This window comes from Pseudomonas peli, from assembly GCF_050563605.1.
Lineage (GTDB): Bacteria > Pseudomonadota > Gammaproteobacteria > Pseudomonadales > Pseudomonadaceae > Aquipseudomonas > Aquipseudomonas peli_A.
The window spans coordinates 1-20,803 of the sequence record NZ_JBNXUH010000028.1 but is presented as its reverse complement, the minus strand read 5'-3'; the positions used below and the strand labels follow the sequence as shown (position 1 = coordinate 20,803).

The 20,803-nt window shown below is 63.6% G+C and carries 18 protein-coding genes and 1 pseudogene; 17 read left to right on the top strand and 2 right to left on the bottom strand.

Going from position 1 to position 20,803, the window contains the following annotated elements:
• The 4 genes from ACQ4LH_RS19970 to ACQ4LH_RS19955 all read left to right on the top strand — a co-directional run.
• On the top strand, positions 1-521 hold a 521-nt coding region (locus tag ACQ4LH_RS19970; protein WP_430698797.1), incomplete at its 5' end, for a (Fe-S)-binding protein.
• Positions 518-1,741, top strand: coding sequence for an electron transfer flavoprotein subunit alpha/FixB family protein (locus tag ACQ4LH_RS19965; RefSeq protein WP_430698796.1), 1,224 nt, complete (start codon positions 518-520; stop codon positions 1,739-1,741). The genes ACQ4LH_RS19970 and ACQ4LH_RS19965, both read left to right, overlap by 4 nt.
• Before the next feature lie 60 nt (positions 1,742-1,801).
• Complete coding sequence (locus ACQ4LH_RS19960) at positions 1,802-2,575, top strand: electron transfer flavoprotein subunit beta (RefSeq protein WP_430698795.1); 774 nt, start codon at positions 1,802-1,804, stop codon at positions 2,573-2,575.
• Between the two features lie 25 nt (positions 2,576-2,600).
• The gene (locus tag ACQ4LH_RS19955) at positions 2,601-2,846 is read left to right on the top strand and encodes a hypothetical protein (RefSeq protein ID WP_090379281.1); all 246 of its coding nucleotides are present in this window, start codon (positions 2,601-2,603) and stop codon (positions 2,844-2,846) included.
• On the opposite strand, the gene ACQ4LH_RS19950 is transcribed toward ACQ4LH_RS19955, so the two are convergent.
• A complete protein-coding gene (locus ACQ4LH_RS19950; RefSeq protein ID WP_430698794.1) occupies positions 2,843-3,886 on the bottom strand; it encodes a low specificity L-threonine aldolase in 1,044 nt (347 codons plus the stop codon). The two genes, ACQ4LH_RS19955 and ACQ4LH_RS19950, sit on opposite strands and share 4 nt — an antisense overlap.
• Positions 3,887-4,309: 423 nt before the next feature.
• Between ACQ4LH_RS19950 and ACQ4LH_RS19945 the strand changes: the two genes are divergently transcribed.
• The 10 genes from ACQ4LH_RS19945 (at position 4,310) to torT (ending at position 15,744) form a co-directional block, all read left to right on the top strand.
• The gene (locus ACQ4LH_RS19945; RefSeq protein ID WP_430698793.1) at positions 4,310-4,612 is read left to right on the top strand and encodes a hypothetical protein; all 303 of its coding nucleotides are present in this window, start codon (positions 4,310-4,312) and stop codon (positions 4,610-4,612) included.
• A gap of 73 nt (positions 4,613-4,685) precedes the next feature.
• Positions 4,686-5,429, top strand: coding sequence for a TraX family protein (locus ACQ4LH_RS19940; RefSeq protein ID WP_430698792.1), 744 nt, complete (start codon positions 4,686-4,688; stop codon positions 5,427-5,429).
• 231 nt (positions 5,430-5,660) lie between these two features.
• Positions 5,661-6,914 carry a serine hydroxymethyltransferase gene (glyA, locus tag ACQ4LH_RS19935; RefSeq protein WP_305592787.1) on the top strand — a complete coding sequence of 418 codons (1,254 nt, stop codon included), beginning with the start codon at positions 5,661-5,663 and terminating at the stop codon, positions 6,912-6,914.
• A gap of 76 nt (positions 6,915-6,990) precedes the next feature.
• Positions 6,991-8,241, top strand: coding sequence for a sarcosine oxidase subunit beta family protein (locus ACQ4LH_RS19930; protein ID WP_430698791.1), 1,251 nt, complete (start codon positions 6,991-6,993; stop codon positions 8,239-8,241).
• Between the two features lie 12 nt (positions 8,242-8,253).
• On the top strand, positions 8,254-8,580 hold the full coding sequence (locus tag ACQ4LH_RS19925; RefSeq protein ID WP_430698790.1) for a sarcosine oxidase subunit delta: 327 nt from the start codon (positions 8,254-8,256) through the stop codon (positions 8,578-8,580).
• Positions 8,577-11,597, top strand: coding sequence for a sarcosine oxidase subunit alpha (locus ACQ4LH_RS19920; RefSeq protein ID WP_430698789.1), 3,021 nt, complete (start codon positions 8,577-8,579; stop codon positions 11,595-11,597). The genes ACQ4LH_RS19925 and ACQ4LH_RS19920 overlap by 4 nt, the downstream gene beginning before the upstream one ends.
• Positions 11,590-12,222 (top strand): sarcosine oxidase subunit gamma, encoded by a 633-nt coding sequence (locus ACQ4LH_RS19915; RefSeq protein WP_430698788.1) that lies wholly within the window; start codon positions 11,590-11,592, stop codon positions 12,220-12,222. Before ACQ4LH_RS19920 ends, ACQ4LH_RS19915 begins: the two co-directional genes overlap by 8 nt.
• A gap of 104 nt (positions 12,223-12,326) precedes the next feature.
• Positions 12,327-13,190 (top strand): formyltetrahydrofolate deformylase, encoded by an 864-nt coding sequence (purU, locus tag ACQ4LH_RS19910; RefSeq protein WP_430698787.1) that lies wholly within the window; start codon positions 12,327-12,329, stop codon positions 13,188-13,190.
• Positions 13,191-13,333: 143 nt separating this feature from the next.
• Positions 13,334-14,533, top strand: coding sequence for a formaldehyde dehydrogenase, glutathione-independent (fdhA, locus tag ACQ4LH_RS19905; RefSeq protein WP_430698786.1), 1,200 nt, complete (start codon positions 13,334-13,336; stop codon positions 14,531-14,533).
• 179 nt (positions 14,534-14,712) lie between these two features.
• On the top strand, positions 14,713-15,744 hold the full coding sequence (gene torT, locus ACQ4LH_RS19900) for a TMAO reductase system periplasmic protein TorT (RefSeq protein ID WP_430698785.1): 1,032 nt from the start codon (positions 14,713-14,715) through the stop codon (positions 15,742-15,744).
• A gap of 21 nt (positions 15,745-15,765) precedes the next feature.
• Here torT and ACQ4LH_RS19895 read toward each other — a convergent pair whose 3' ends face one another.
• Entirely contained in the window at positions 15,766-16,659 is an 894-nt protein-coding gene (locus ACQ4LH_RS19895) for an acyltransferase (protein WP_430698784.1), read from the bottom strand.
• 181 nt (positions 16,660-16,840) lie between these two features.
• Here ACQ4LH_RS19895 and ACQ4LH_RS19890 point away from each other — a divergent pair, with 181 nt between their 5' ends.
• From ACQ4LH_RS19890 to ACQ4LH_RS19880, 3 genes and pseudogenes are all read left to right on the top strand, one after another.
• Complete coding sequence (locus ACQ4LH_RS19890) at positions 16,841-18,067, top strand: HD-GYP domain-containing protein (protein WP_430698783.1); 1,227 nt, start codon at positions 16,841-16,843, stop codon at positions 18,065-18,067.
• Between the two features lie 185 nt (positions 18,068-18,252).
• Complete coding sequence (locus ACQ4LH_RS19885) at positions 18,253-20,283, top strand: methyl-accepting chemotaxis protein (RefSeq protein WP_430698782.1); 2,031 nt, start codon at positions 18,253-18,255, stop codon at positions 20,281-20,283.
• Positions 20,284-20,453: 170 nt separating this feature from the next.
• A pseudogene (locus ACQ4LH_RS19880) lies at positions 20,454-20,803 on the top strand (response regulator); the annotation flags it as partial.

Genomic DNA, 20,803 nt, shown 5'->3' with positions numbered 1-20,803 from the left:
GTTTCCATGTGCTGAAAAACGAATACGGTGAGCTGGGCGGCCGTTACCAGGTGCTGCACCACAGCACTTATATGGATGAACTGTTCACCGGTCAGAAACTTAACCTCGGCACCCACAAGGGCGGCTCGGTCACCTACCACGACCCGTGCTACCTGGGTCGCTACAACGGTGAGTACGAAGCGCCGCGCAATGTGCTGAATGCCATCGGCATCGAGGTGAAGGAAATGCAGCGTTCGGGCTTCCGCTCCCGTTGCTGCGGCGGTGGCGGCGGTGCGCCGATCACCGATATTCCTGGCAAGCAGCGCATCCCCGATATGCGCATGGTCGATATCAAGGAGACCGGTGCCGAGCTGGTGGCCGTGGGTTGTCCGCAGTGCACAGCGATGCTCGAAGGGGTGGTCGGCGTGCGCCCGGAGGTCAAGGATATTGCCGAGCTGGTGGCCGATGTATTGATTGAGGGCGTGGTCGAGGTGAAGCAGCCTGCGCCGGCCCCGCGTGAAGTAGCCGAGGTAAGCCCATGAGCGACCTGATTCGCCGTGATCCGCGGGCTGAATGGATTGCCCGCAATCGCCTGCACCCGCTGCATGCCGCCGCACAACCGACCGTGGCCAGCTGGCTCAGCGCCGCCGGGGTGCTGCGCAAGAACCCGCATGCCGTGGGCTTTATCGGCCCCAATGGCCTTAAACGCATCGACCGCTCCGGCGCGCAGCAAGGCGGCGCGGCCAAGCGCTCGACGGCCAGTGCCGTGGTGCAGTTGCCGCTGCGGGTTATCGAGCAACCGGCGTTCTATATCGCCGTGGTGCCGGATATGGTCGGCGGCCGCCTGAGCGCGCATGACAAGGACCTGCTTGGCCTGGCGCACAAGCTCGCCGGCAGCGACGGCGCGGTGGTCGCGGTGATCTTTGGTGAACATAAGGAAAGCGCCTTCGACTGCAACGGCGTCGACCGTCTGCTGCAGTTCGCCGATGACACTTTCGACGGCTACGCCCCGGAAGCACGGGTACTGGCCCTCGGTGCGCTGGAGCGCCAACTCTCGCCGCGCCACTGGTTGTTGCCCGACAGCCGCAGCGGTGGCGGCGAACTGGGCCGCCGCCTGGCCGCCAAGCTCGGCGAACGCCCGGCGACGCGCGTTTGGCAGGTGGCCGATGGAGTGGCCAGCGGGCGTGCGGGTGCTGGGCGAGAAGACCTGGTGCAAGCAGCGCCACGCCTGATTCTGGCGGCGGTGGAGTGCGCCGAACCGGTCAGCGAAACCCGTCACGAAGTACGGCCGCTGGCGCTCAGTGAAGCGCTGGTTAGCCATTTACCACGGATTCAGGATCTCGGTGCGGTAGCGGTTGATCCGGCGCAGATCCCCATGGCCGAGGCCGAATTTATTCTCTCCGGCGGCAACGGCGTGAAGGACTGGGCGCTGTTCCATCAGGCCGCTGCGGCGCTGGGCGCCACCGAAGGCGCCTCGCGGGTGGCGGTGGACGATGGCTTTATGGGCCGCGAGCGCCAGGTCGGTGCGTCAGGCATCTGGGTCACGGCGCGGGTCTACGTGGCTGTGGGTATCAGCGGGGCGATCCAGCACCTGCAAGGCATCGGCGCCTGCGACAAGGTGGTGGCGATCAACCTCGACCCGACCTGCGACATGATCAAACGCGCCGACCTCTCGGTGATCGGCGAGTCCGCCGCGATTCTGCAGGCGTTGATCGAGCGTGTTGCGGCCCATCGGCAGGGAGGAGCGCGTGATGCTGCATAAGGTTTGTCTTCGCGATTCTCAACCGCGATTCCCGGATTGCATCCGGGCTACGGGGGATGCATGACGGAGTTGAATATCGTGGCGCTGGTTTCGGTTGGCGCTCACCCCACCTCCGGACGCCCGCGCCGCGCCGAGCAGGACGCCCGCGCAGTCGAGCTGGGGCTGCGTCTGGCCGGTGAGCGCCTGCAGGTGCTGCATGCCGGTGATCCGCAGCAGGAAGCGTTGCGCGCTTATCTGGGCATGGGCCTTGAGCAGATCAAGATTCTCGAACAACCGGTGCACAGCGATGCGCTGCCGGTGCTCGCCGAGTACCTGGCCGACTCCAGCGCGCAGCTGGTGCTGACCGGCAGCCAGGCGGAAACCGGCGAAGGCTCGGGCATGCTGCCTTACCTGCTGGCGGAACAGCTCGGCTGGCCGCTGGTGGTCGGGCTGGCGGCGGTGGAGCAGGTCAGCAATGGCGTGGCTCAGGTGCTGCAAGCCTTGCCCCGCGGTCAGCGCCGACGCTTGCAGGTACGCCTGCCGTTTGTCGCCAGTGTCGACAATGCCGCGCCCACTGCGAGGCAGAGCGCCTTCGGCCCGGCTCGCCGTGGCCTGTTGACGGCCGACGAGGTGGAGTTGGTCGCCGATCCGCTGTTTGCCAACGCCCAGCTGCAACCGGCCAAACCTCGGCCCAAGCGCCTCAAGGTGATCAAGGCCAAGACCGGTGCGGAACGGATGAAGGCCGCCACGGCCAAGGCATCCGGTGGCGGCGGGCAAGTACTCAAAGATGTATCGCCGCAAGCGGGCGCGGAGGCTATCTTCAAACTGTTACTGGAAGAAGGCGTGCTGCGCTAGCGCGCCACCACAGGAGGATTTGACCATGATGCATGCCGACCTGATTGATCAGGAGGACCTACGCGAACGCCTGGTCGCGCTGGGGCTGTCGATTCCACCCGGGGTGACCGCCGAGCAGGCCTGCGAGCATGCCGTCAGCGGTCTTAGTCCGGAGCGCGCCGTGGCCCTGCGGCGGCTGGTGGAGGAGTTGCTCGGTGGCAGCGCGACGCTGTTGCCGAATGTGCGCGAGGCGATTTCGCGCACTTTGTTGCCGGCTTTGGTGCCCCGTTAACTCGCCGCCATCGCCTGGCGAATATCTCCTGCCAGCTGGCGCACCCGCGCTTCGTCGGTGTCCCAGGAGCACATAAAGCGTGCGCCGCCGGCCCCGATAAAGGTGTAGAAGCGCCAGCCCTGGCCGCGCAGGATTTCCAGCGCCGGTTCTGACATCTGCAAAAACACGCCGTTGGCCTGTACTGGGAACATCAGGCTGACGCCCGGAATATCGCTGACCAGCTCGGCCAGCAGGCGCGCGCAGCGGTTGGCGTGCTGGGCGTAACGCAGCCAGGCGCCGTCCTGCAGGATGCCGACCCAGGGTGCTGACAGGTAACGCATCTTCGAGGCCAGCTGACCGGCCTGCTTGCAGCGGTAGTCAAAGTCTTCCGCCAGGTCCTTGTTGAAGAACAGGATCGCTTCACCCACCGCCATACCGTTCTTGGTGCCGCCAAAACACAGCACATCGACGCCAGCCTTCCAGGTCAGGTCGGCCGGGCTGCAGCCGAGAAAGGCGCAGGCGTTGGAGAAGCGAGCACCGTCCATATGCAGATGCAGGCCCAGTTCGCGGCATACCGCGCTGATCGCCCGTACTTCATCGGGGCTGTAGACGGTGCCGACTTCCGTGGCCTGAGTCAGGGTGACTACCCGTGGCTTGGGGTAGTGGATGTCCTGGCGTTTGAGAGCGATTTCACGGATCGCCTCGGGGGTCAGCTTGCCGTTCTCGGTCTTGGCCAGCAGCAGTTTGGAGCCGTTGGAGAAAAACTCCGGCGCGCCGCACTCGTCGGTTTCGACGTGGGCGGTCTCCGAGCAGATCACGCTGTGGTAGCTCTGGCACAGCGCGGCCAGCGCCAGGGAGTTGGCCGCCGTGCCGTTGAAAGCGAAGAACACTTCGCAGTCGGTTTCGAATAGCTGGCGGAAGTGGTCGGCGGCGCGGGCGGTCCACTGATCATCGCCGTAGGCGCGGTCGTGACCCTGGTTGGCCTCGGCCATGGCTGCCCAGGCTTCCGGACAGATACCGGAATAGTTGTCGCTGGCGAACTGTTGCGAAAGATCGGGCATTGCTAGTTCCTTCTATCGGTTGCCGAGCGGGCCGGCGAATGGGTTTACTTTACCTGCGCGTGCGCGGCCCGGCGGACGTTGTGGCGACATCTTGTTTATTCCAGGCGCTGTTTGGCCTGGTAAACAGTCTTGACGGCGCGACGGGCTGAGACGGCGCAGCACTGGGTTGCGGCGCTGGCAGCGGAATAAATGAAAGGAACTCATGGCGCTGCCCGGCCTCACAGCTAAGGCCAGGATGAGTGGCTCGCCTGATGGGATCGTGGCGTCGTTTGCGGCGCCAATGGGGTTATCGCTCGACAGACAGTCACTCGTCGTGGACCGCTAGAGCAGGCCGTGGTGCCTTGGCTGTCGGGGGGGCGAACCATGGGTTCGCTTCGACCGGCCAGGTGTTGCCCCTGTCACTGACCCGCACAGGAATCCACCATGAACTACCGTCATCTGATCGCATTTTTCCTTCCCCTGGCCTTTGCCCTGCCGGCCGTTGCCGCAGAGCCCTGGCCTGACGGTGCCAAGGCCTCATTTGTAAATGAGTGCGTGGCGGGCGCCCCCGAGGGGCACGATATGAACAACCTGAAGGCGTATTGCGAATGTGCCGCCGAAAAGGTCGGCGGTGAGTTCAGTGAGGCGGAAATGCAGGCCATGGCCGCCCAATCGACACCTGATGCGGCCATGCAGCAACGCCTGATCAAGGCCTCGGCCAGCTGCAAAAACAAGCTGCAGGGCTGATCTGATGCCGGGTGCGCATTGACGCGGTCATTGGGTTACCGTCAGGTAATCCGCTGACTCCCTGAGTGCCGCAATGCTGACACCCCCTGCCGGGCGCACCCGCAACGCCGCGCTGGATCTGCTCAAGTGGCTGGCCCTGGCGACCATGCTGTTCGACCACCTGCGGCATGTCTGGCCGTCCCTGTACTGGCTGTATATCCCGGGGCGCCTGGCTTTTCCGTTTTTCTGTCTGGCGATTGCCGCCAACCTGGCGCGGCCTTCGGCAGGTGGCGGCAAACCCTTTCCCCTGCGCTACCTCGGGCTGCTGGTGCTGTTCGCGCTGCTCTCCGAATGGCCCTATCGGCTGCTGGTGGTTACGCCACAGTCGCTGAATGTTATGCCGACTCTGGTGCTGGGCTTGCTGATTGCCGGTGGGGTGGGGCAGCCCAATGGGCAGCGGCGCTGGTTGGCTGTCACGGCGGTACTGGTGGCGCTGGTCGGCCATCCCTGGTTGATGTTCGGCTTGGCCGGTGCATTGCTGCCCGCGGCTTTTATCTATGCCTTGCAGCGACCGGGGGCGAGCTGGGTCTGGCCGGTGATGCTGTGCCTGGCCGCCAACTATTGGCCGCCGTTCTACATTGATGCGACCCGCGGCGATCCCTTCGCCTGGAGCGTTATTCTGATCTGCATGGCGGCGCCGCTGCTGGGGCTGTGGCTGTTGCGCCAGCCGCTCCAGGGTGAGGTGCCGCCGGTACGGCGCTGGGCCTACCTGTTCTACCCCGGCCACTTCCTGCTGCTGGTGGCCATTCGTGAGTGGTTAGTGATCAGCGCCTCGTAGCCCGCTTGTAATCCGCGCGCGATTTGTCGGCGCAAGATTTCCTCGTATTGCCTCCGGCTATGAGCTGCGTAATTGCGACCTGTGCATGTCGCAAACGCAATCCCCCGTGGCGTGCCTAGGCATCTGACTGATCAGGGCCAGTCATACCATCGGTGGCAACTGGGTTCAGTCTTTAAGACGCACCCACACCGCCACAGATGCGCCACACCCCGGTGCCGCAGGAGATCAGCGATGTTCAGCAAGAACGACCAGATTCAAGGCTACGACGACGAATTGCTCAGCGCGATCAACGCCGAGGAAAGCCGTCAGGAGCACCATATCGAGCTGATCGCCTCGGAAAACTACACCAGCCAGCGGGTCATGGAAGCCCAGGGTAGCGGCCTGACCAACAAGTACGCCGAAGGCTATCCGGGCAAGCGTTATTACGGCGGCTGCGAGCATGTCGATGTGGTCGAGCAGCTGGCCATCGACCGCGCCAAGGCGCTGTTTGGCGCCGATTACGCCAACGTCCAGCCGCATTCCGGCTCGTCGGCCAACAGCGCGGTGTACCTGGCGTTGATCAATGCCGGTGACACCATCCTCGGCATGAGCCTGGCCCACGGCGGCCACCTGACCCACGGCGCCAAGGTGTCGTCCTCGGGCAAGCTGTACAACGCCGTGCAGTACGGCATCGACACCGCCACCGGCCTGATCGATTACGACGAAGTCGAGCGCCTGGCTGTTGAGTGCCAGCCGAAGATGATCGTCGCCGGTTTCTCCGCCTACTCGAAGACTCTGGATTTCCCGCGTTTCCGCGCCATCGCCGACAAGGTTGGCGCGCTGCTGTTTGTCGATATGGCCCACGTCGCCGGTCTGGTGGCCGCCGGCCTGTACCCCAACCCGATTCCCTTTGCCGATGTGGTCACCACCACCACCCACAAGACCCTGCGCGGTCCGCGTGGCGGCTTGATCCTGGCTCGCGCCAATGCCGAGATCGAGAAGAAACTTAACTCGGCGGTATTCCCTGGCGCCCAGGGCGGCCCGCTGATGCATGTGATCGCGGCCAAGGCGGTGTGCTTCAAGGAAGCCATGGAACCGGGCTTCAAGGAATACCAAGCGCAAGTGATCAAAAACGCCCAGGCCATGGCCAAGGTGTTTATCGAGCGCGGCTACGACGTGGTCTCCGGCGGCACCGACAACCACCTGTTTCTGGTCAGCCTGATCCGTCAGGGGCTGACCGGTAAAGACGCCGATGCGGCCCTGGGGCGCGCCGGGATCACGGTCAACAAGAACGCCGTGCCGAATGACCCGCAGTCGCCGTTTGTCACTTCGGGCCTGCGTATCGGCACCCCGGCCATCACCACCCGCGGTCTCAAGGAAGCGCAAAGCATCGAGCTGGCCGGTTGGATCTGCAACATCCTCGACCACCTGGGCGATGCCGATGTGGAAGCGCAGGTGGCGACTCTGGCGGCAGGGCTGTGCGCCGATTACCCGGTCTACCGTTGAACGCAATGATCCACCCGGTTCGGTGACTGCCGCGCCTGGCGACAAGGTTCCAGCTTTCCGTTTCAGGAGCACCTTTATGCAACGTTATTCCGGCTTCGGCCTGTTCAAGCACGCTTTCAGCCACCATGAAAACTGGCAGCGCATGTGGCGCAACCCCACGCCCAAGCCGGTGTACGACGTGATCATCGTCGGCGGTGGCGGCCACGGTCTGGCCACGGCCTATTACCTGGCGAAAGAGTTCGGCGTAAAGAACGTCGCGGTGATCGAGAAGGGCTGGCTGGGCGGCGGTAACACCGCGCGCAACACCACCATCGTGCGCTCCAATTACCTGTGGGATGAGTCGGCGCACCTGTATGAGCATGCGATGAAACTGTGGGAAGGCCTGTCCCAGGACCTTAACTACAACGTCATGTTCAGCCAGCGCGGTGTCTACAACCTGTGCCACACCCTGCAGGACATACGCGACTCCGAGCGCCGCGTCAGCGCCAACCGCCTAAACGGCGTGGACGGCGAGTTGCTTGACGCTAAACAGGTGGCCGAAGAGATTCCCTACCTGGATTGCAGCAAGAACACCCGCTACCCGGTGATGGGTTCCACCGTGCAGCGTCGCGGTGGCGTGGCGCGTCACGACGCCGTGGCCTGGGGCTATGCCCGCGCCGCCGATGCCTTGGGTGTCGACCTGCTGCAGCAGACCGAAGTGATCGGTTTCCGCAAGGAAAACGGCGTGTGCATCGGCGTGGAAACCAACAAGGGCTTTATCGGCGGCAAGCGCGTTGGTGTGGTCACCGCCGGTAACTCCGGGCATATGGCCGGCCTGGCCGGCTTCCGCCTGCCACTGGAATCCCATCCGCTGCAGGCGCTGGTGTCCGAGCCGATCAAGCCGATTATCGACAGCGTGATCATGTCCAACGCCGTGCATGGCTATATCAGCCAGTCGGACAAGGGCGACCTGGTCATCGGCGCCGGCATCGACGGTTACAACGGCTACGGCCAGCGCGGCTCCTACGGCACCATCGAACACACCCTGCAGGCCATCGTCGAGATGTTTCCGGTGCTCTCGCGGGTACGCATGAACCGCCAGTGGGGCGGCATCGTCGACACCTCGCCGGACGCTTGCCCGATCATTTCCAAAACCCCGGTACCCAACCTGTTCTTCAACTGCGGTTGGGGCACCGGCGGCTTCAAGGCCACGCCGGGTTCGGGTCACGTGTTCGCCGCGAGCCTGGCCAAGGGCGAAATGCACCCGCTGGCCAAACCGTTCTCCATGGACCGTTTCCACACCGGCGCACTGATCGACGAGCACGGCGCTGCTGCCGTGGCTCACTAAGAGGGCTTACCCATGTTGCATATCTTCTGCCCTCACTGCGGCGAACTGCGCTCCGAAGAGGAATTCCACGCCAAGGGCCAGGCGCATATTCCGCGCCCGCTGGATCCATCCGCCTGCACCGATGCCGAGTGGGGCGAGTATTTGTTCTTCCGCGATAACCCGCGCGGCATTCACCACGAGCTGTGGGTGCATTCCGCCGGTTGCCGCAAGTACTTCAACGCCACCCGTCACACGGTGACCTACGAAATTCTCGAAACCTACAAGATCGGCGAGAAGCCCAGCGTCACCGCTGCCGGCACTGTCGAGAAAAAGGCCATCGACCAAGGAGTAACGGCATGAGCCAGGTCAATCGTCTTGCTACTGGCGGCCGCGTTGATCGCAGCCAGCCCCTGACATTCAGCTTCAACGGGCAGAGCTATGAAGGCTTTGCCGGCGACACCTTGGCCGCCGCCTTGCTGGCCAATGGCGTGGATATCGTCGGGCGCAGCTTCAAGTACTCGCGGCCGCGCGGCATCGTTGCTGCCGGCGCCGAGGAGCCGAACGCGGTGCTGCAGATCGGCAGCACCGAAGCGGCGCAGATCCCCAACGTGCGCGCCACCCAGCAGGCGCTGTATGCCGGCCTAGTCGCCAGCAGCACCAACGGCTGGCCGAGCGTAAACACCGACCTGATGGGCATTCTCGGCAAGGTCGGCGGCAAGATGATGCCGCCGGGGTTCTACTACAAGACCTTTATGTACCCGCAGAACCTCTGGCTGACCTACGAGAAATACATCCGCAAGGCCGCAGGTTTAGGCCGTGCGCCGACTGCGGTAGACCCGGACAGCTACGACTATATGAACCAGCATTGCGACGTGCTGGTGGTCGGTGCCGGCCCGGCGGGCCTGGCGGCGGCGTTGGCTGCTGCGCGCAGCGGTGCCCGGGTAATTCTCGCCGATGAGCAGGAAGAGTTCGGCGGCAGCCTGCTCAGCACTCGGGAAACCCTCGACGGCAAACCGGCAGCCGAATGGGCCGCCCAGGTGATTGCCGAGCTGTCCGGCATGCCTGAAGTGACCCTGCTGCCGCGTTCCACGGTCAACGGTTACCACGACCACAACTTCCTCACCATTCACCAGCGCCTGACCGATCACCTCGGCGAGATCGCGCCCATGGGTATGGTCCGTCAACGTATGCACCGCGTACGCGCCAAACGTGTGGTGCTGGCCACTGGCGCCCACGAGCGGCCGCTGGTTTACGCCAACAACGACGTGCCGGGCAATATGCTCGCCGATGCGGTGTCCACCTATGTGCGCCGTTATGGCGTGGCGCCGGGCAAGCAGCTGGTGCTGTCGACCAACAACGATTACGCCTACCGCGTGGTGCTCGACTGGCTCGACGCCGGCTTGCAGGTGGTGGCTGTCGCCGATGCACGCAGCAACCCGCGCGGCAGCTGGGTGGAAGAAGCGCGCAAACGCGGCGTGCGCATCCTCACCGGCAGCGCCGTGGTGGAAGCGGCCGGCAGCAAGCGGGTGACCGCTGCGCGCATCTGCGCCATCGATGTGCAGAGCCACAAGGTCAGCAGCCCCGGCGAAGTGCTTGATTGCGACCTGATCGTCAGCTCCGGCGGCTACAGCCCGGTGGTGCACCTGGCCTCGCACCTAGGCGGCCGGCCGACTTGGCGTGAAGATATTCTGGCCTTTGTCCCGGGCGAGGGTGGCTTCCAGAAGCGCCTGTGCGCCGGTGCGGTGAATGGCGTATTCGGCCTGGGTGATGCCCTGGCCGATGGCTTCGAGGCCGGTGTATCGGCGGCTGCTGAAGCCGGCTTCAAGGCGGTTTCCGCGAGCCTGCCGCAGGTGGCAGTACGCATGGAAGAGCCTTCCCTGGCGCTGTTCCAAGTGCCGCACGACAAGCCGACGGCGCGCGCGCCCAAGCAGTTTGTCGATCTGCAGAACGACGTCACCGCTGCCGGTATCGAGCTGGCGACGCGTGAAGGCTTTGAGTCGGTCGAGCACGTCAAACGCTACACCGCGCTGGGCTTCGGCACCGACCAGGGCAAGCTGGGCAATATCAACGGCCTGGCGATTGCCGCCCGCTCGCTGGGCATCAGCATCCCGCAGATGGGCACCACCATGTTCCGCCCGAACTACACCCCGGTGACCTTCGGCGCTGTCGCCGGCCGTCATTGCGGCGCGTTGTTCGAGCCCAAGCGCTACACCGCCATGCACAGCTGGCACCTGCAGAACGGTGCCGAGTTCGAGGATGTCGGTCAGTGGAAACGCCCCTGGTACTTCCCCAAGGCCGGTGAAGACCTGCACGCCGCCGTGGCCCGCGAGTGCCTGGCAGTGCGTAACGCGGTCGGCATCCTCGATGCCTCGACGCTGGGCAAGATCGACATTCAGGGCCCGGATGCCCGCGAGTTTCTCAACCGCGTGTACAGCAACGCCTGGACCAAGCTGGATGTGGGCAAGGCGCGCTACGGCCTGATGTGCAAGGAAGACGGCATGGTCTTCGACGACGGCGTGACCGCCTGTCTGGCCGACAACCACTTCCTGATGACCACCACCACCGGCGGCGCCGCACGGGTGATGGAATGGCTGGAGATCTACCACCAGACCGAGTGGCCGGAGCTGAAGGTGTACTTCACCTCGGTTACCGACCATTGGGCGACCATGACCCTGTCCGGCCCCAACAGCCGCAAGCTGCTGGCCGAGGTCACCGACATCGACCTGGACAAGGACGCCTTCCCGTTTATGACCTGGAAGGAAGGTCAGGTCGGCGGCGTGCCGGCGCGGGTGTTCCGCATCTCCTTTACCGGCGAGCTGAGCTACGAAGTCAACGTGCAGGCCGACTACGCCCTGGGCGTGTGGGAAAAGATCATCGAGGCCGGCAAGAAGCATGGCCTGACGCCTTACGGCACCGAGACCATGCACGTACTGCGGGCCGAGAAGGGCTTCATCATCGTCGGTCAGGACACCGACGGCTCGGTAACCCCGGACGACCTCAATATGGGCTGGTGTGTCGGTCGCACCAAGCCGTTCTCGTGGATCGGCTGGCGCGGGATGAACCGCGAAGACGGCCTGCGCGAGGACCGCAAGCAGTTGGTCGGGCTCAAACCCGTCGACCCGAAAACCGTGCTGCCGGAAGGCGCGCAACTGGTGTTCGATCCGAAACAGTCCATCCCGATGAGCATGGTCGGCCACGTCACCTCCAGCTATATGAGCGCGGCGCTGGGCTATTCCTTCGCCATGGCTGTGGTCAAGGGCGGCCTCAAACGCATGGGCGAGCGCGTGTTTGCGCCGCTGGCCGATGGCAGCCTGATCGAAGCCGAAATCGTCAGCTCCGTGTTCTATGACCCGAAAGGGGATCGCCAGAATGTCTAACTTGATCAACGTCTATCAACAACGCCCGGCCGCCGCGCATGCCGAGTCGCCACTGTTCCACGCCGGCCTTGAGCAACTGGCGGGCAAAGGGTCGGCCAGCGCCGGGGTGACCCTGCGCGAGAAGAAGCTGCTCGGTCACCTGACCCTGCGTGGCGATGGCAAAGACCCGGCGTTTGCCGGTGGCGTGCACAAGGCTCTGGGCCTGGAGCTGCCGGTAGCGCTTACCCTGGTGGCGGCCGGCGACACCTCGCTGCAATGGCTGGCCCCTGATGAATGGCTGCTGATTGTGCCGAGCGGCAGCGAGTTCGCGGTCGAGCAGAAGCTGCGTGAGGCGCTGGAGGGTCAGCACATCTCGATCGTTAACGTCAGCGGCGGGCAAACCCTGCTGGAACTGAGCGGGCCGAAGGTGCGCGAAGTGCTGATGAAGTCCACCAGCTACGACGTGCACCCGAGCAACTTCCCGGTGGGCAAGGCGGTGGGCACGCACTTCGCCAAGTCGCAACTGGTGATCCGTCACACCGCCGAAGACACCTGGGAACTGCTGATCCGCCGCAGCTTCTCCGATTACTTCTGGCTGTGGCTGCAGGACGCCAGCGCCGAGTTTGGACTGGCGATCAAGGCCTGACGGCAATAAACATCCTGTGGGAGGGGCTTTAGCCGCGACTGCTTTTCGCGGCTAAAGCGGAATGCCGCCCAGCACCTTCCACGAGTTCCACCGAGGGCCCGATCATGAGCCGCACCCCCGATACCTGGATTCTCACCGCCCACTGCCCGAGCGTGCTCGGCACCGTGGATGCGGTGACGCGCTTTCTGTTCGAGCAGCGCTGTTACGTCACCGAACACCATTCTTTCGATGATCGACTGTCGGCGCGGTTCTTTATCCGCGTGGAGTTCCGTCAGCCGGATGACTTCGATGAGCAGGCCTTTCGCGCCGGCCTCGATCAGCGTTTGACTGCCTTCGGCATGCAGGTCGAGCTGACCCCGCCGGGTTACCGGGCCAAGGTGGTGCTGATGGTCAGCAAGGCCGATCACTGCCTGAACGACCTGCTCTATCGCCAGCGCATCGGCCATCTGGCCATGGACGTGGTGGCGGTGGTGTCCAATCACCCGGACCTGGAACCGCTGGCGCGCTGGCACGATATTCCCTACTACCACTTCCCGCTCGACCCGGCAGACAAGCCGGCGCAGGAGCGCAAGGTGCTGCAGGTGATCGAGGACAGCGGCGCCGAGCTGGTGGTGCTTGCCCGCTATATGCAGGTGCTCTCACCTGAGCTGTGCCGCCAGCTGGATGGCTGGGCGATCAATATTCACCACTCGCTGCTGCCCGGTTTCAAGGGCGCCAAGCCCTATCACCAGGCTTACGAGAAGGGCGTCAAGCTGGTCGGCGCCACCGCCCACTACATCAACAACGACCTCGACGAGGGGCCGATCATCGCCCAGGGCGTGGAGTCGGTGGATCACGCCCACTACCCCGAAGACCTGATCGCCAAGGGCCGCGATATCGAGTGCCAGACCCTGGCCAAAGCCATCGGCTACCACCTCGAGCGGCGGGTGTTTCTCAACGCCAGCCGCACGGTGGTGCTGCACGCCTAAACCGCAACTGCTGAAACCCTCGCTATGGGCGGGCCCGACTGCCAAACCCTCGGTCCCACCCGGCAACAGACACAAGCTCCAGTACAAGGCCGCGCGACCGTTGGCCGCGCCTTTGTATTCACAACAAGAAAGGAGAAATACGTATGTCTGGTAATCGTGGCGTCGTCTATCTCGGCGCTGGCAAGGTCGAAGTGCAGAAAATCGACTATCCGAAAATGCAGGACCCGCGCGGTCGCAAGATCGAGCACGGGGTCATCCTGCGTGTGGTCTCCACCAATATCTGTGGCTCCGACCAGCATATGGTGCGCGGTCGCACCACGGCGCAAACCGGCCTGGTGCTGGGCCATGAAATCACCGGTGAGGTGATCGAGAAGGGCCGCGACGTCGAGAACCTGAAAATTGGTGATCTGGTCTCGGTGCCGTTTAACGTCGCGTGCGGCCGCTGCCGCAGCTGCAAAGAGCAGCACACCGGCGTCTGCCTGTCGGTCAATCCGGCGCGTGCTGGCGGTGCCTACGGCTACGTCGACATGGGCGACTGGACCGGTGGGCAGGCCGAGTACGCCATGGTGCCGTACGCCGACTTCAACCTGCTGAAACTGCCGGACCGCGACAAGGCCATGGAGAAGATCCGCGACCTGACCTGCCTGTCCGACATCCTGCCCACCGGTTACCACGGTGCTGTGACGGCCGGCGTTGGCCCAGGCAGCACCGTGTATATCGCCGGTGCTGGCCCGGTCGGTCTGGCTGCGGCTGCCTCTGCGCGCTTGCTTGGTGCGGCTGTGGTGATTGTCGGTGACGTTAATCCGGTGCGTTTGGCCCATGCCAAGGCGGTCGGTTTCGAGATTGCTGACCTGTCCAAAGACACCCCGTTGCACGAGCAGATCGCCGCCCTGCTGGGCGAGCCGGAAGTCGATTGCGCAGTCGATGCGGTGGGCTTCGAGGCCCGTGGCCATGGTCACGCAGGCGTCCAACACGAAGCGCCGGCCACGGTGCTCAACTCGCTGATGGGCGTGGTACGGGTCGCCGGCAAGATCGGCATTCCCGGCCTCTACGTCACCGAAGATCCGGGTGCGGTGGACGCGGCGGCGAAGATCGGTAGCTTGAGTATTCGCTTCGGCCTCGGCTGGGCCAAGTCGCACAGCTTCCACACCGGCCAGACCCCGGTGATGAAGTACAACCGCGCGCTGATGCAGGCGATCATGTGGGACCGCATCAATATCGCCGAAGTGGTGGGTGTGCAGGTAATCAGCCTGGATGACGCGCCGCGTGGTTACGGCGAGTTCGATGCCGGCGTGCCGAAGAAGTTTGTGATCGATCCGCACAAGATGTTTAGCGCGGCCTGATTGCCCTCGGTTATGCAGGCGGGCAGTTGGTTTGCCCGCCTGCAGTCGCATGCGCGGTTCCTCACCCAAGGGGCGCGCCTGTTTTTTGCTCGTTTCTGCTCCGTCAATAGAACCTGAAAAGTGGCTAAAGTAAGTGCACGGCACGGCTGTTCAGTGTCCACTTTCCAGGGCAGGACCTTATGCGGGCGATCTGCTTCACCCTATGCTGGCTTTGGATAAGTGGCCCGGCGTGGGCCACGGACTGGTATCCGGCTGAGGTGCTGGCCGATGGCGTATCGCAGCAGTACCAACCTTTGTCGCAAGCGGCGAAACCCTGGCGGATCTGCGCATTGTTGCCGCACGGCAAGGATCGCTATTGGTGGGGCGTGGCCTGGGGGCTGGATGAGGAGGCTGCGCGTCAAGGCGTGCGGCTAGGTATCTATGAGGCCGGCGGCTATGAAAACCCGCAGGTGCAAGCGCAGCAGCTGCACAACTGTCAGCAGCGCAATGCCGATGCCTATGTGATTGCGGCGATCGACGCCCAGGCCCTCTGCCCGGCAATCGCTCAACTGGTCGAACAGGGCAAGCCGGTTATCGATCTGGTCAACGGCATCGACTGTCCGGGGCTAAGTGCCAGCTCCAGCGTGGATTTTGCCGATATGACTGGCGCTGCCCTGGCGTATATCGATGACCATCGCCCGCCGGGGCCTTTCAGTCTGGGCTGGTTGCCTGGGCCGCAGGGCGCGGGCTGGGTGCTGGATTCGGAAAAGGCCCTGCGCGCAGCCGAGCAGATCAAACCGATGACCGTACACCACGGCGGCTATGCCCCGGTGGATCGCGCCAGTCAGGCGCAACTGGTGCGCGAACTGCTCAGGCAGCATCCGCGCCTCGACTTCCTGCTGGGCAATGCTGAAGCCGCCGGCTTTGCCGCGCAGCTGGTGCAGACCTCGGGGCAGAACTACCAGGCACGGGTGCTGGCCACCTACACCACCGAGCGGATCGTCGAGCAGATTCGCGATGGTTTTATTGTTGCCGCGCCCACCGACTCCCCGGTGTTGCAGGCGCGCATTGCGGTGGACCTGGCGGTGCGCGCGCTTGAAGGTCGCGCGCATGCACGGCGGGTTAGCCCGATGATCGAGATGCTCGACCAAGTCAGTCTGGAGCAGTTCGATATCAGCCGTCTGATGCCGCCGCCTGAGCACTGGATGATTCGGCGTGAGCTGCCGCAGTAGTTGAGCGGCAGCGGTGTCTGGTCAGCTGGGCTGTTCGGCGCGAATCTGCGCGATCCGCGCATCCTTGTCTTGCCACAGTTTCGTCACCCAGCCCTGCACAAATTGGCGGAATACCGGATCGTTCTCGTAGTCGCCTTGCCACAGCGCCGGGTCGAGGTCGCGGGTCTGGATATCGACGATCACCTTGTCCACCTGGCCGCTGATCAGCTCCCAGAAACCGGGAATCCGCGTGCCCGGATACACCACGGTCACATCCAGCACGGTGTCCAGCTGCTCGCCCAGTGCCGCCAGGACAAAGGCCACGCCGCCGGCTTTCGGTTTGAGCAGATACTGATAGGGCGAGCTTTGCTGCGCCTGTTTGGCTGGGGTGCAGCGGGTGCCTTCGAGGTAATTGACCACGGTCACCGGCAGGTCCTTGAACTTCTCGCAGGCGCGTTTGGTGATTTCCAGGTCCTGGCCCTTGAGCTGCGGATGCTTGGCCAAAAACGCCTTGGAGTAGCGGCGCATAAAGGGGTAATCCAACGCCCAGAACGCCAGGCCGAGAAAGGGCACCCAGATCAGCTGCTGCTTGAGGAAGAACTTGAAGTAGGGCGTCTTGCGATTAAACGCCTGCACCAGCGCCGGAATATCGACCCACGACTGGTGGTTGCTGATCACCAGATAGGAGGTGCTCTGGCGCAGGTCGGCACTGCCGCGAATATCCCAGTGCACCGGCAGCAGCGTGGCGAAGATCAGCTTGTTGATCTCCGCCCAGGTTTCCGCCACCCACATCACCCCGCGTGAGCTGGCGGTTTTCAGCGCCTTGCCGGGCAATACGAACTTGCCGAGGGCGATCAGCAGCAGTGGGCCGATCAGTATCAGCGTGTTGAGCAACAGCAGAATAATGACGCTAAGACCGGTCAGCAGGCGGCGCATGGCAACTCCTTGTGGTGCGCGAGTGGGGCAATGATAAGCAGTAGTGCTAAGGCTTCCAAGCCGCCGATCTGCGACCGATGTCTTATTGCCATCAGTTCGCCCCCGTCATAACAATGCAGGCTGATTGATCATCTACGCTGTCTGAGAGTTACTGGTTTTTGGCCTCTTTTGAGTGCAATCCATGTTGAAGTGCATCGCAGTGGCCGACGTGCGCGTCGGTATGTATATCCACGAGTTTTGTGGCGCATGGATGGACCACCCCTTCTGGAAATCCAAGTTTCTTCTCAGTTCGGAAAAAGACCTGCAGCGGATCAAAGCCAGCAGCATCGGTGAGCTGTGGATTGATGTCAGCAAGGGCTTGGATGTTGCAGTCGGCACGGCCAGCGTCAGCCCCGAGGAAGTCGCCGCCGAAGCCGAGGCCGCTCTGTTGGCCGCGGTACAGAGCCCACCGGTCAGCCTGGCGGTGTCGATGGACGATGAGATGCAGCGCGCGGTCAAGCTCTGCGCCCGTTCCAAAGCTGCGGTGGTCAGCATGTTTGGTGATGCGCGTATGGGCCAGGCGCTGCAGTTTGAGCAGGCCGGCGAGCTGGTTGAGGAAATTTCCGATTCGATCATGCGTCACCCCAATGCGCTGATCAGCCTGGCCCGGCTGAAAAACGCCGATGAATACACCTATATGCATTCGGTGGCGGTATGCGCGCTGATGATTGCCCTGGCGCGCAATCTCGGCCTCAACGAGGGCCAGGTGCGTGAGGCCGGGCTGGCCGGGCTGCTGCATGACATCGGCAAGATGGCGATTCCCCATACGGTACTGAACAAGCCGGGCAAGCTCACCGACGGCGAGTTTGCCACAGTGCGCGACCACCCCGAAGCGGGCTCGCGCATGCTGCTGGACAGTAAGCAGGTCAGCGCGCTGGTGCTGGATGTGTGCCTGCATCACCACGAAAAGGTCGATGGCAGCGGTTACCCGCATCGCCTGGCCGGTGAGCAGATCAGCCTGTACGCGCGCATGGGCGCGGTGTGCGACGTGTATGACGCGATCACCTCTAACCGACCGTACAAACAGGGTTGGGATCCGGCCGAGTCGATCCGCAAGATGGCCGAGTGGAAGGGCCATTTTGACCCTGTGGTGTTCCAGGCTTTTGTCAAAACCGTGGGCATATACCCGGTGGGTTCGCTGGTGCGTCTGGAGAGCGGGCGTATTGGCGTGGTAATGGAGCAGCAGGCCAAGTCCTTGCTCGCGCCGAGGGTCAAGGTGTTCTTCTCGGCCAAATCGAAAACCCCGATCCCGCAGGAAATTCTCGACCTGAGCAAGCTGGTCGGACGCGACAAGATCGTCGGTCGCGAGTCCGCCGAGGAGTGGGGCTTTCGCCATGTCGATGAACTCTGGAGCGGCGTCTCTAGCTAGGGTTCAGCTGCGCCTCAGTCAGCCGGCCGCGCACACCTCGGGCCAGGAACGGGCCGTGGCCCGGTCACTCATCTATGCTCACTACATATTGCCGCTTACAGGCACGCTGCTTGGGCGTGCTTCTTGCTTTAAGTTTTGCTTTGGCGCGCCCCTGAAGTTGGCGCGCTTCACAGGTTGAGGTGTGTATGACTGGAGTACTCAAACCGGGCGTGCGGCTGCTGGAGCGTTTCAGCTTCGCACGCAAGTTTCAGTTGGTGTTTGTGCTGTTCGCTTTGCCGCTGGGCTTTTCGTTGTGGGTGATTGGTAGCAATTATCAGGATCGACTCAACTCCATCGACAATGAGCTTGAAGGCATCAGCGCCCTGCAGGGCATGGCCGGCGTGCAGCAGGCACTGATTGAACAGCGCACGCTACTGTCGCGCTGGAAGGGTACCGAGAAAGCCGCCGAAGCGCTGCTGCGGGAACGCGCCAGCGGTCTTGGGCCAGCCTTGCAAGCGCTGGAGCAGCCGCTTAAATCCGAGTTGCTAAGTGATCAGTCGCGGCAACATTTGCAGAACCTCAACGCTGCTCAGGCCGAGCTGAGTGTCGATGTGCTGGGTAAGCTGGCTTTGCCCGATGCCCTCGAACGTTACCAAAAGAACCTGCTCGGCCTGCTCGCCCTGCGCGAACAGGTGGCCACCGACAGCGGGCTGATCCTCGATCCGCATCTCGACACCTACCTGATGATGGAGCAGCTGACCTACACCCTGCCGCGTCTGCTGGAACAATTGGGCAGCTTTGCCAGCCAGGGCTATGGCGCCGTGGTGTCGCAGCATTTCACCTTGCAGAGCCGGGTGCTGATCCGCGATTTGCGCCGCAGCCTGGATGAATCGCGCAGCCAGTTGCTCAAGGCGCAATCGACCCTCGGGCTTGAATCGCCGCGCGCCATGCGCCAGCTGCAGGGGCCCTACGATGAGGCACTGCAGGGTTACGAAGCCTTCCTCGCGGGCATTGACCGCGACATGTTCGAGGCCAGCCCGATGGCCTTGACCCCGGAGCAGTTCGTGCAGCGGACCGATGCCTTGCAGGGCCAGTTGCTCGACTTGCAGGCGGCGCTATACCAGCAGTTTGCCGCCAGCCTCGGCGAGTACCGGCAGAATGGCCTGGTCGCGATGATCGAAGTGATTGGCGTGTTCAGCGTGCTGACCCTGCTGGCGCTGTATGTGCTGTTCTGCCTTAACGCTTCGATCCGCCGCAGCACTGCCGGGATCATCCAGGCCGCCGAAGGCCTGCGCGATGGCGACCTGCGCGTGCGCATGCAGGTGCATGGTGCGGATGATCTGGCGAGTATCGCCATGGCGCTGAATACCGCGGTTGGCCAGTTGCGCGATTCGATGCAGGGGGTCAACCAGCAGAGCCAGCAACTCGGTGGCACGGTGCAGATGCTTAACGGCGAGGCGCGCAATGCCCTGGAATCCGTGGAGCAGCAGCAGGCGCAGATGAGCCAGATTGCCGCCGCCGCCACACAAATGGCAGCTACCGCACAGAGCGTGGCACAGAGCTGCGAGCAGGCTGCAGTGGAAGCCGGGCAGACCCGCGAGATTGCCGAACAGAGCAATCAGCGTAGCGCCCGCACCAGTGCCAGCATGCGCCAGCTCAGCAGCCGCCTGGGCGACAGCGCTACCACCCTGCAGCAACTGCGCACCCAGACCGAGCAGATCACCCGCGTGGTGGATGTGATCAAGGGTATTGCCGAACAGACCAACCTGCTCGCGCTCAACGCCGCCATCGAAGCGGCGCGCGCAGGCGATCAGGGCCGCGGCTTTGCCGTGGTGGCCGATGAGGTGCGTTCGCTGTCGCAGCGCACGCAGAACTCCACGGCGGAAATTGCCGAAACCGTGGCCAACCTGCACCGCGTGGTCGGCCAGTCGGTCACCCAGATGGAAGACGCCGTGCGTCAGGCCGAAGGCGATGTTGGCAGCGTGCTGGCCATGGGTGAGGACCTGAATGCTATCGTCGAGTCGGTACAACTGGTCACCGACCGCCTGGCGCAGATCGCCACTGCCGCCGAGCAACAGGCCGCCACGGCCGATGAGGTCAGCGGCAATATCCAGCAGGTCGACCAGGCCGCCAGTGCCTTGCTTGAAGGCGCGCAGGCAGTGAGCAACGCCGCCGAACAGCTGCGTCAGGGCAGTCAGGCGTTGGAGCAGAACACCGCACGCTTTAAGCTGGACTAAGGCCCTAGGAGCGGACTTGTCCGCGATGTACTCGTCTATCTGAGAGTCGCTCGCGGGCATGGGCTAGGAGCCCCCGCCGCTCCTACAGGATATGCCGCCTTCGGCTCGCCCTTGACGCTGGCAGCGGCCTGCCGCAGGCTCCTCGCCGAGTTGCCACGAGCAGGACGCCCATGCCGCATATTCTGATTGTCGAAGACGAAGCCGCGATCGCCGACACCCTGATCTTTGCCCTGCAAAGCGAAGGCTTTACCACCACCTGGCTAAGCCTGGCCGAGCAGGCTCTGGCCGAACAGCAGCGCAGCCCGGCCGATCTGTTGATTCTCGATGTCGGCCTGCCGGATATCAGCGGCTTCGAAGCCTGCAAGCGGTTGCGGCGGTTCTCCGAGGGGCCGGGGGTTTTTTTYACCCCGCGCNCATGAGGGAAACGACCCGCGGGGNGGGGGCTGGGAAACGGCGCCGRCGRTTATGTGGKCAAACCCCTTWRCCCCCGGGRAGTGGSCGCGCGGGGCAATGCCCTCCT

Bases quoted from the DNA above. Each gene is read 5' to 3' on its own strand.
- ACQ4LH_RS19965 (WP_430698796.1), top strand. From the start codon at position 518: ATGAGCGACCTGATTCGCCGTGATCCGCGGGCTGAATGGATTGCCCGC.
- ACQ4LH_RS19960 (WP_430698795.1), top strand. From the start codon at position 1,802: ATGACGGAGTTGAATATCGTGGCGCTGGTTTCGGTTGGCGCTCACCCC.
- ACQ4LH_RS19955 (WP_090379281.1), top strand. From the start codon at position 2,601: ATGATGCATGCCGACCTGATTGATCAGGAGGACCTACGCGAACGCCTG.
- ACQ4LH_RS19950 (WP_430698794.1), bottom strand. From the start codon at position 3,886: ATGCCCGATCTTTCGCAACAGTTCGCCAGCGACAACTATTCCGGTATC.
- ACQ4LH_RS19945 (WP_430698793.1), top strand. From the start codon at position 4,310: ATGAACTACCGTCATCTGATCGCATTTTTCCTTCCCCTGGCCTTTGCC.
- ACQ4LH_RS19940 (WP_430698792.1), top strand. From the start codon at position 4,686: ATGCTGACACCCCCTGCCGGGCGCACCCGCAACGCCGCGCTGGATCTG.
- glyA (WP_305592787.1), top strand. From the start codon at position 5,661: ATGTTCAGCAAGAACGACCAGATTCAAGGCTACGACGACGAATTGCTC.
- ACQ4LH_RS19930 (WP_430698791.1), top strand. From the start codon at position 6,991: ATGCAACGTTATTCCGGCTTCGGCCTGTTCAAGCACGCTTTCAGCCAC.
- ACQ4LH_RS19925 (WP_430698790.1), top strand. From the start codon at position 8,254: ATGTTGCATATCTTCTGCCCTCACTGCGGCGAACTGCGCTCCGAAGAG.
- ACQ4LH_RS19920 (WP_430698789.1), top strand. From the start codon at position 8,577: ATGAGCCAGGTCAATCGTCTTGCTACTGGCGGCCGCGTTGATCGCAGC.
- ACQ4LH_RS19915 (WP_430698788.1), top strand. From the start codon at position 11,590: ATGTCTAACTTGATCAACGTCTATCAACAACGCCCGGCCGCCGCGCAT.
- purU (WP_430698787.1), top strand. From the start codon at position 12,327: ATGAGCCGCACCCCCGATACCTGGATTCTCACCGCCCACTGCCCGAGC.
- fdhA (WP_430698786.1), top strand. From the start codon at position 13,334: ATGTCTGGTAATCGTGGCGTCGTCTATCTCGGCGCTGGCAAGGTCGAA.
- torT (WP_430698785.1), top strand. From the start codon at position 14,713: ATGCGGGCGATCTGCTTCACCCTATGCTGGCTTTGGATAAGTGGCCCG.
- ACQ4LH_RS19895 (WP_430698784.1), bottom strand. From the start codon at position 16,659: ATGCGCCGCCTGCTGACCGGTCTTAGCGTCATTATTCTGCTGTTGCTC.
- ACQ4LH_RS19890 (WP_430698783.1), top strand. From the start codon at position 16,841: ATGTTGAAGTGCATCGCAGTGGCCGACGTGCGCGTCGGTATGTATATC.
- ACQ4LH_RS19885 (WP_430698782.1), top strand. From the start codon at position 18,253: ATGACTGGAGTACTCAAACCGGGCGTGCGGCTGCTGGAGCGTTTCAGC.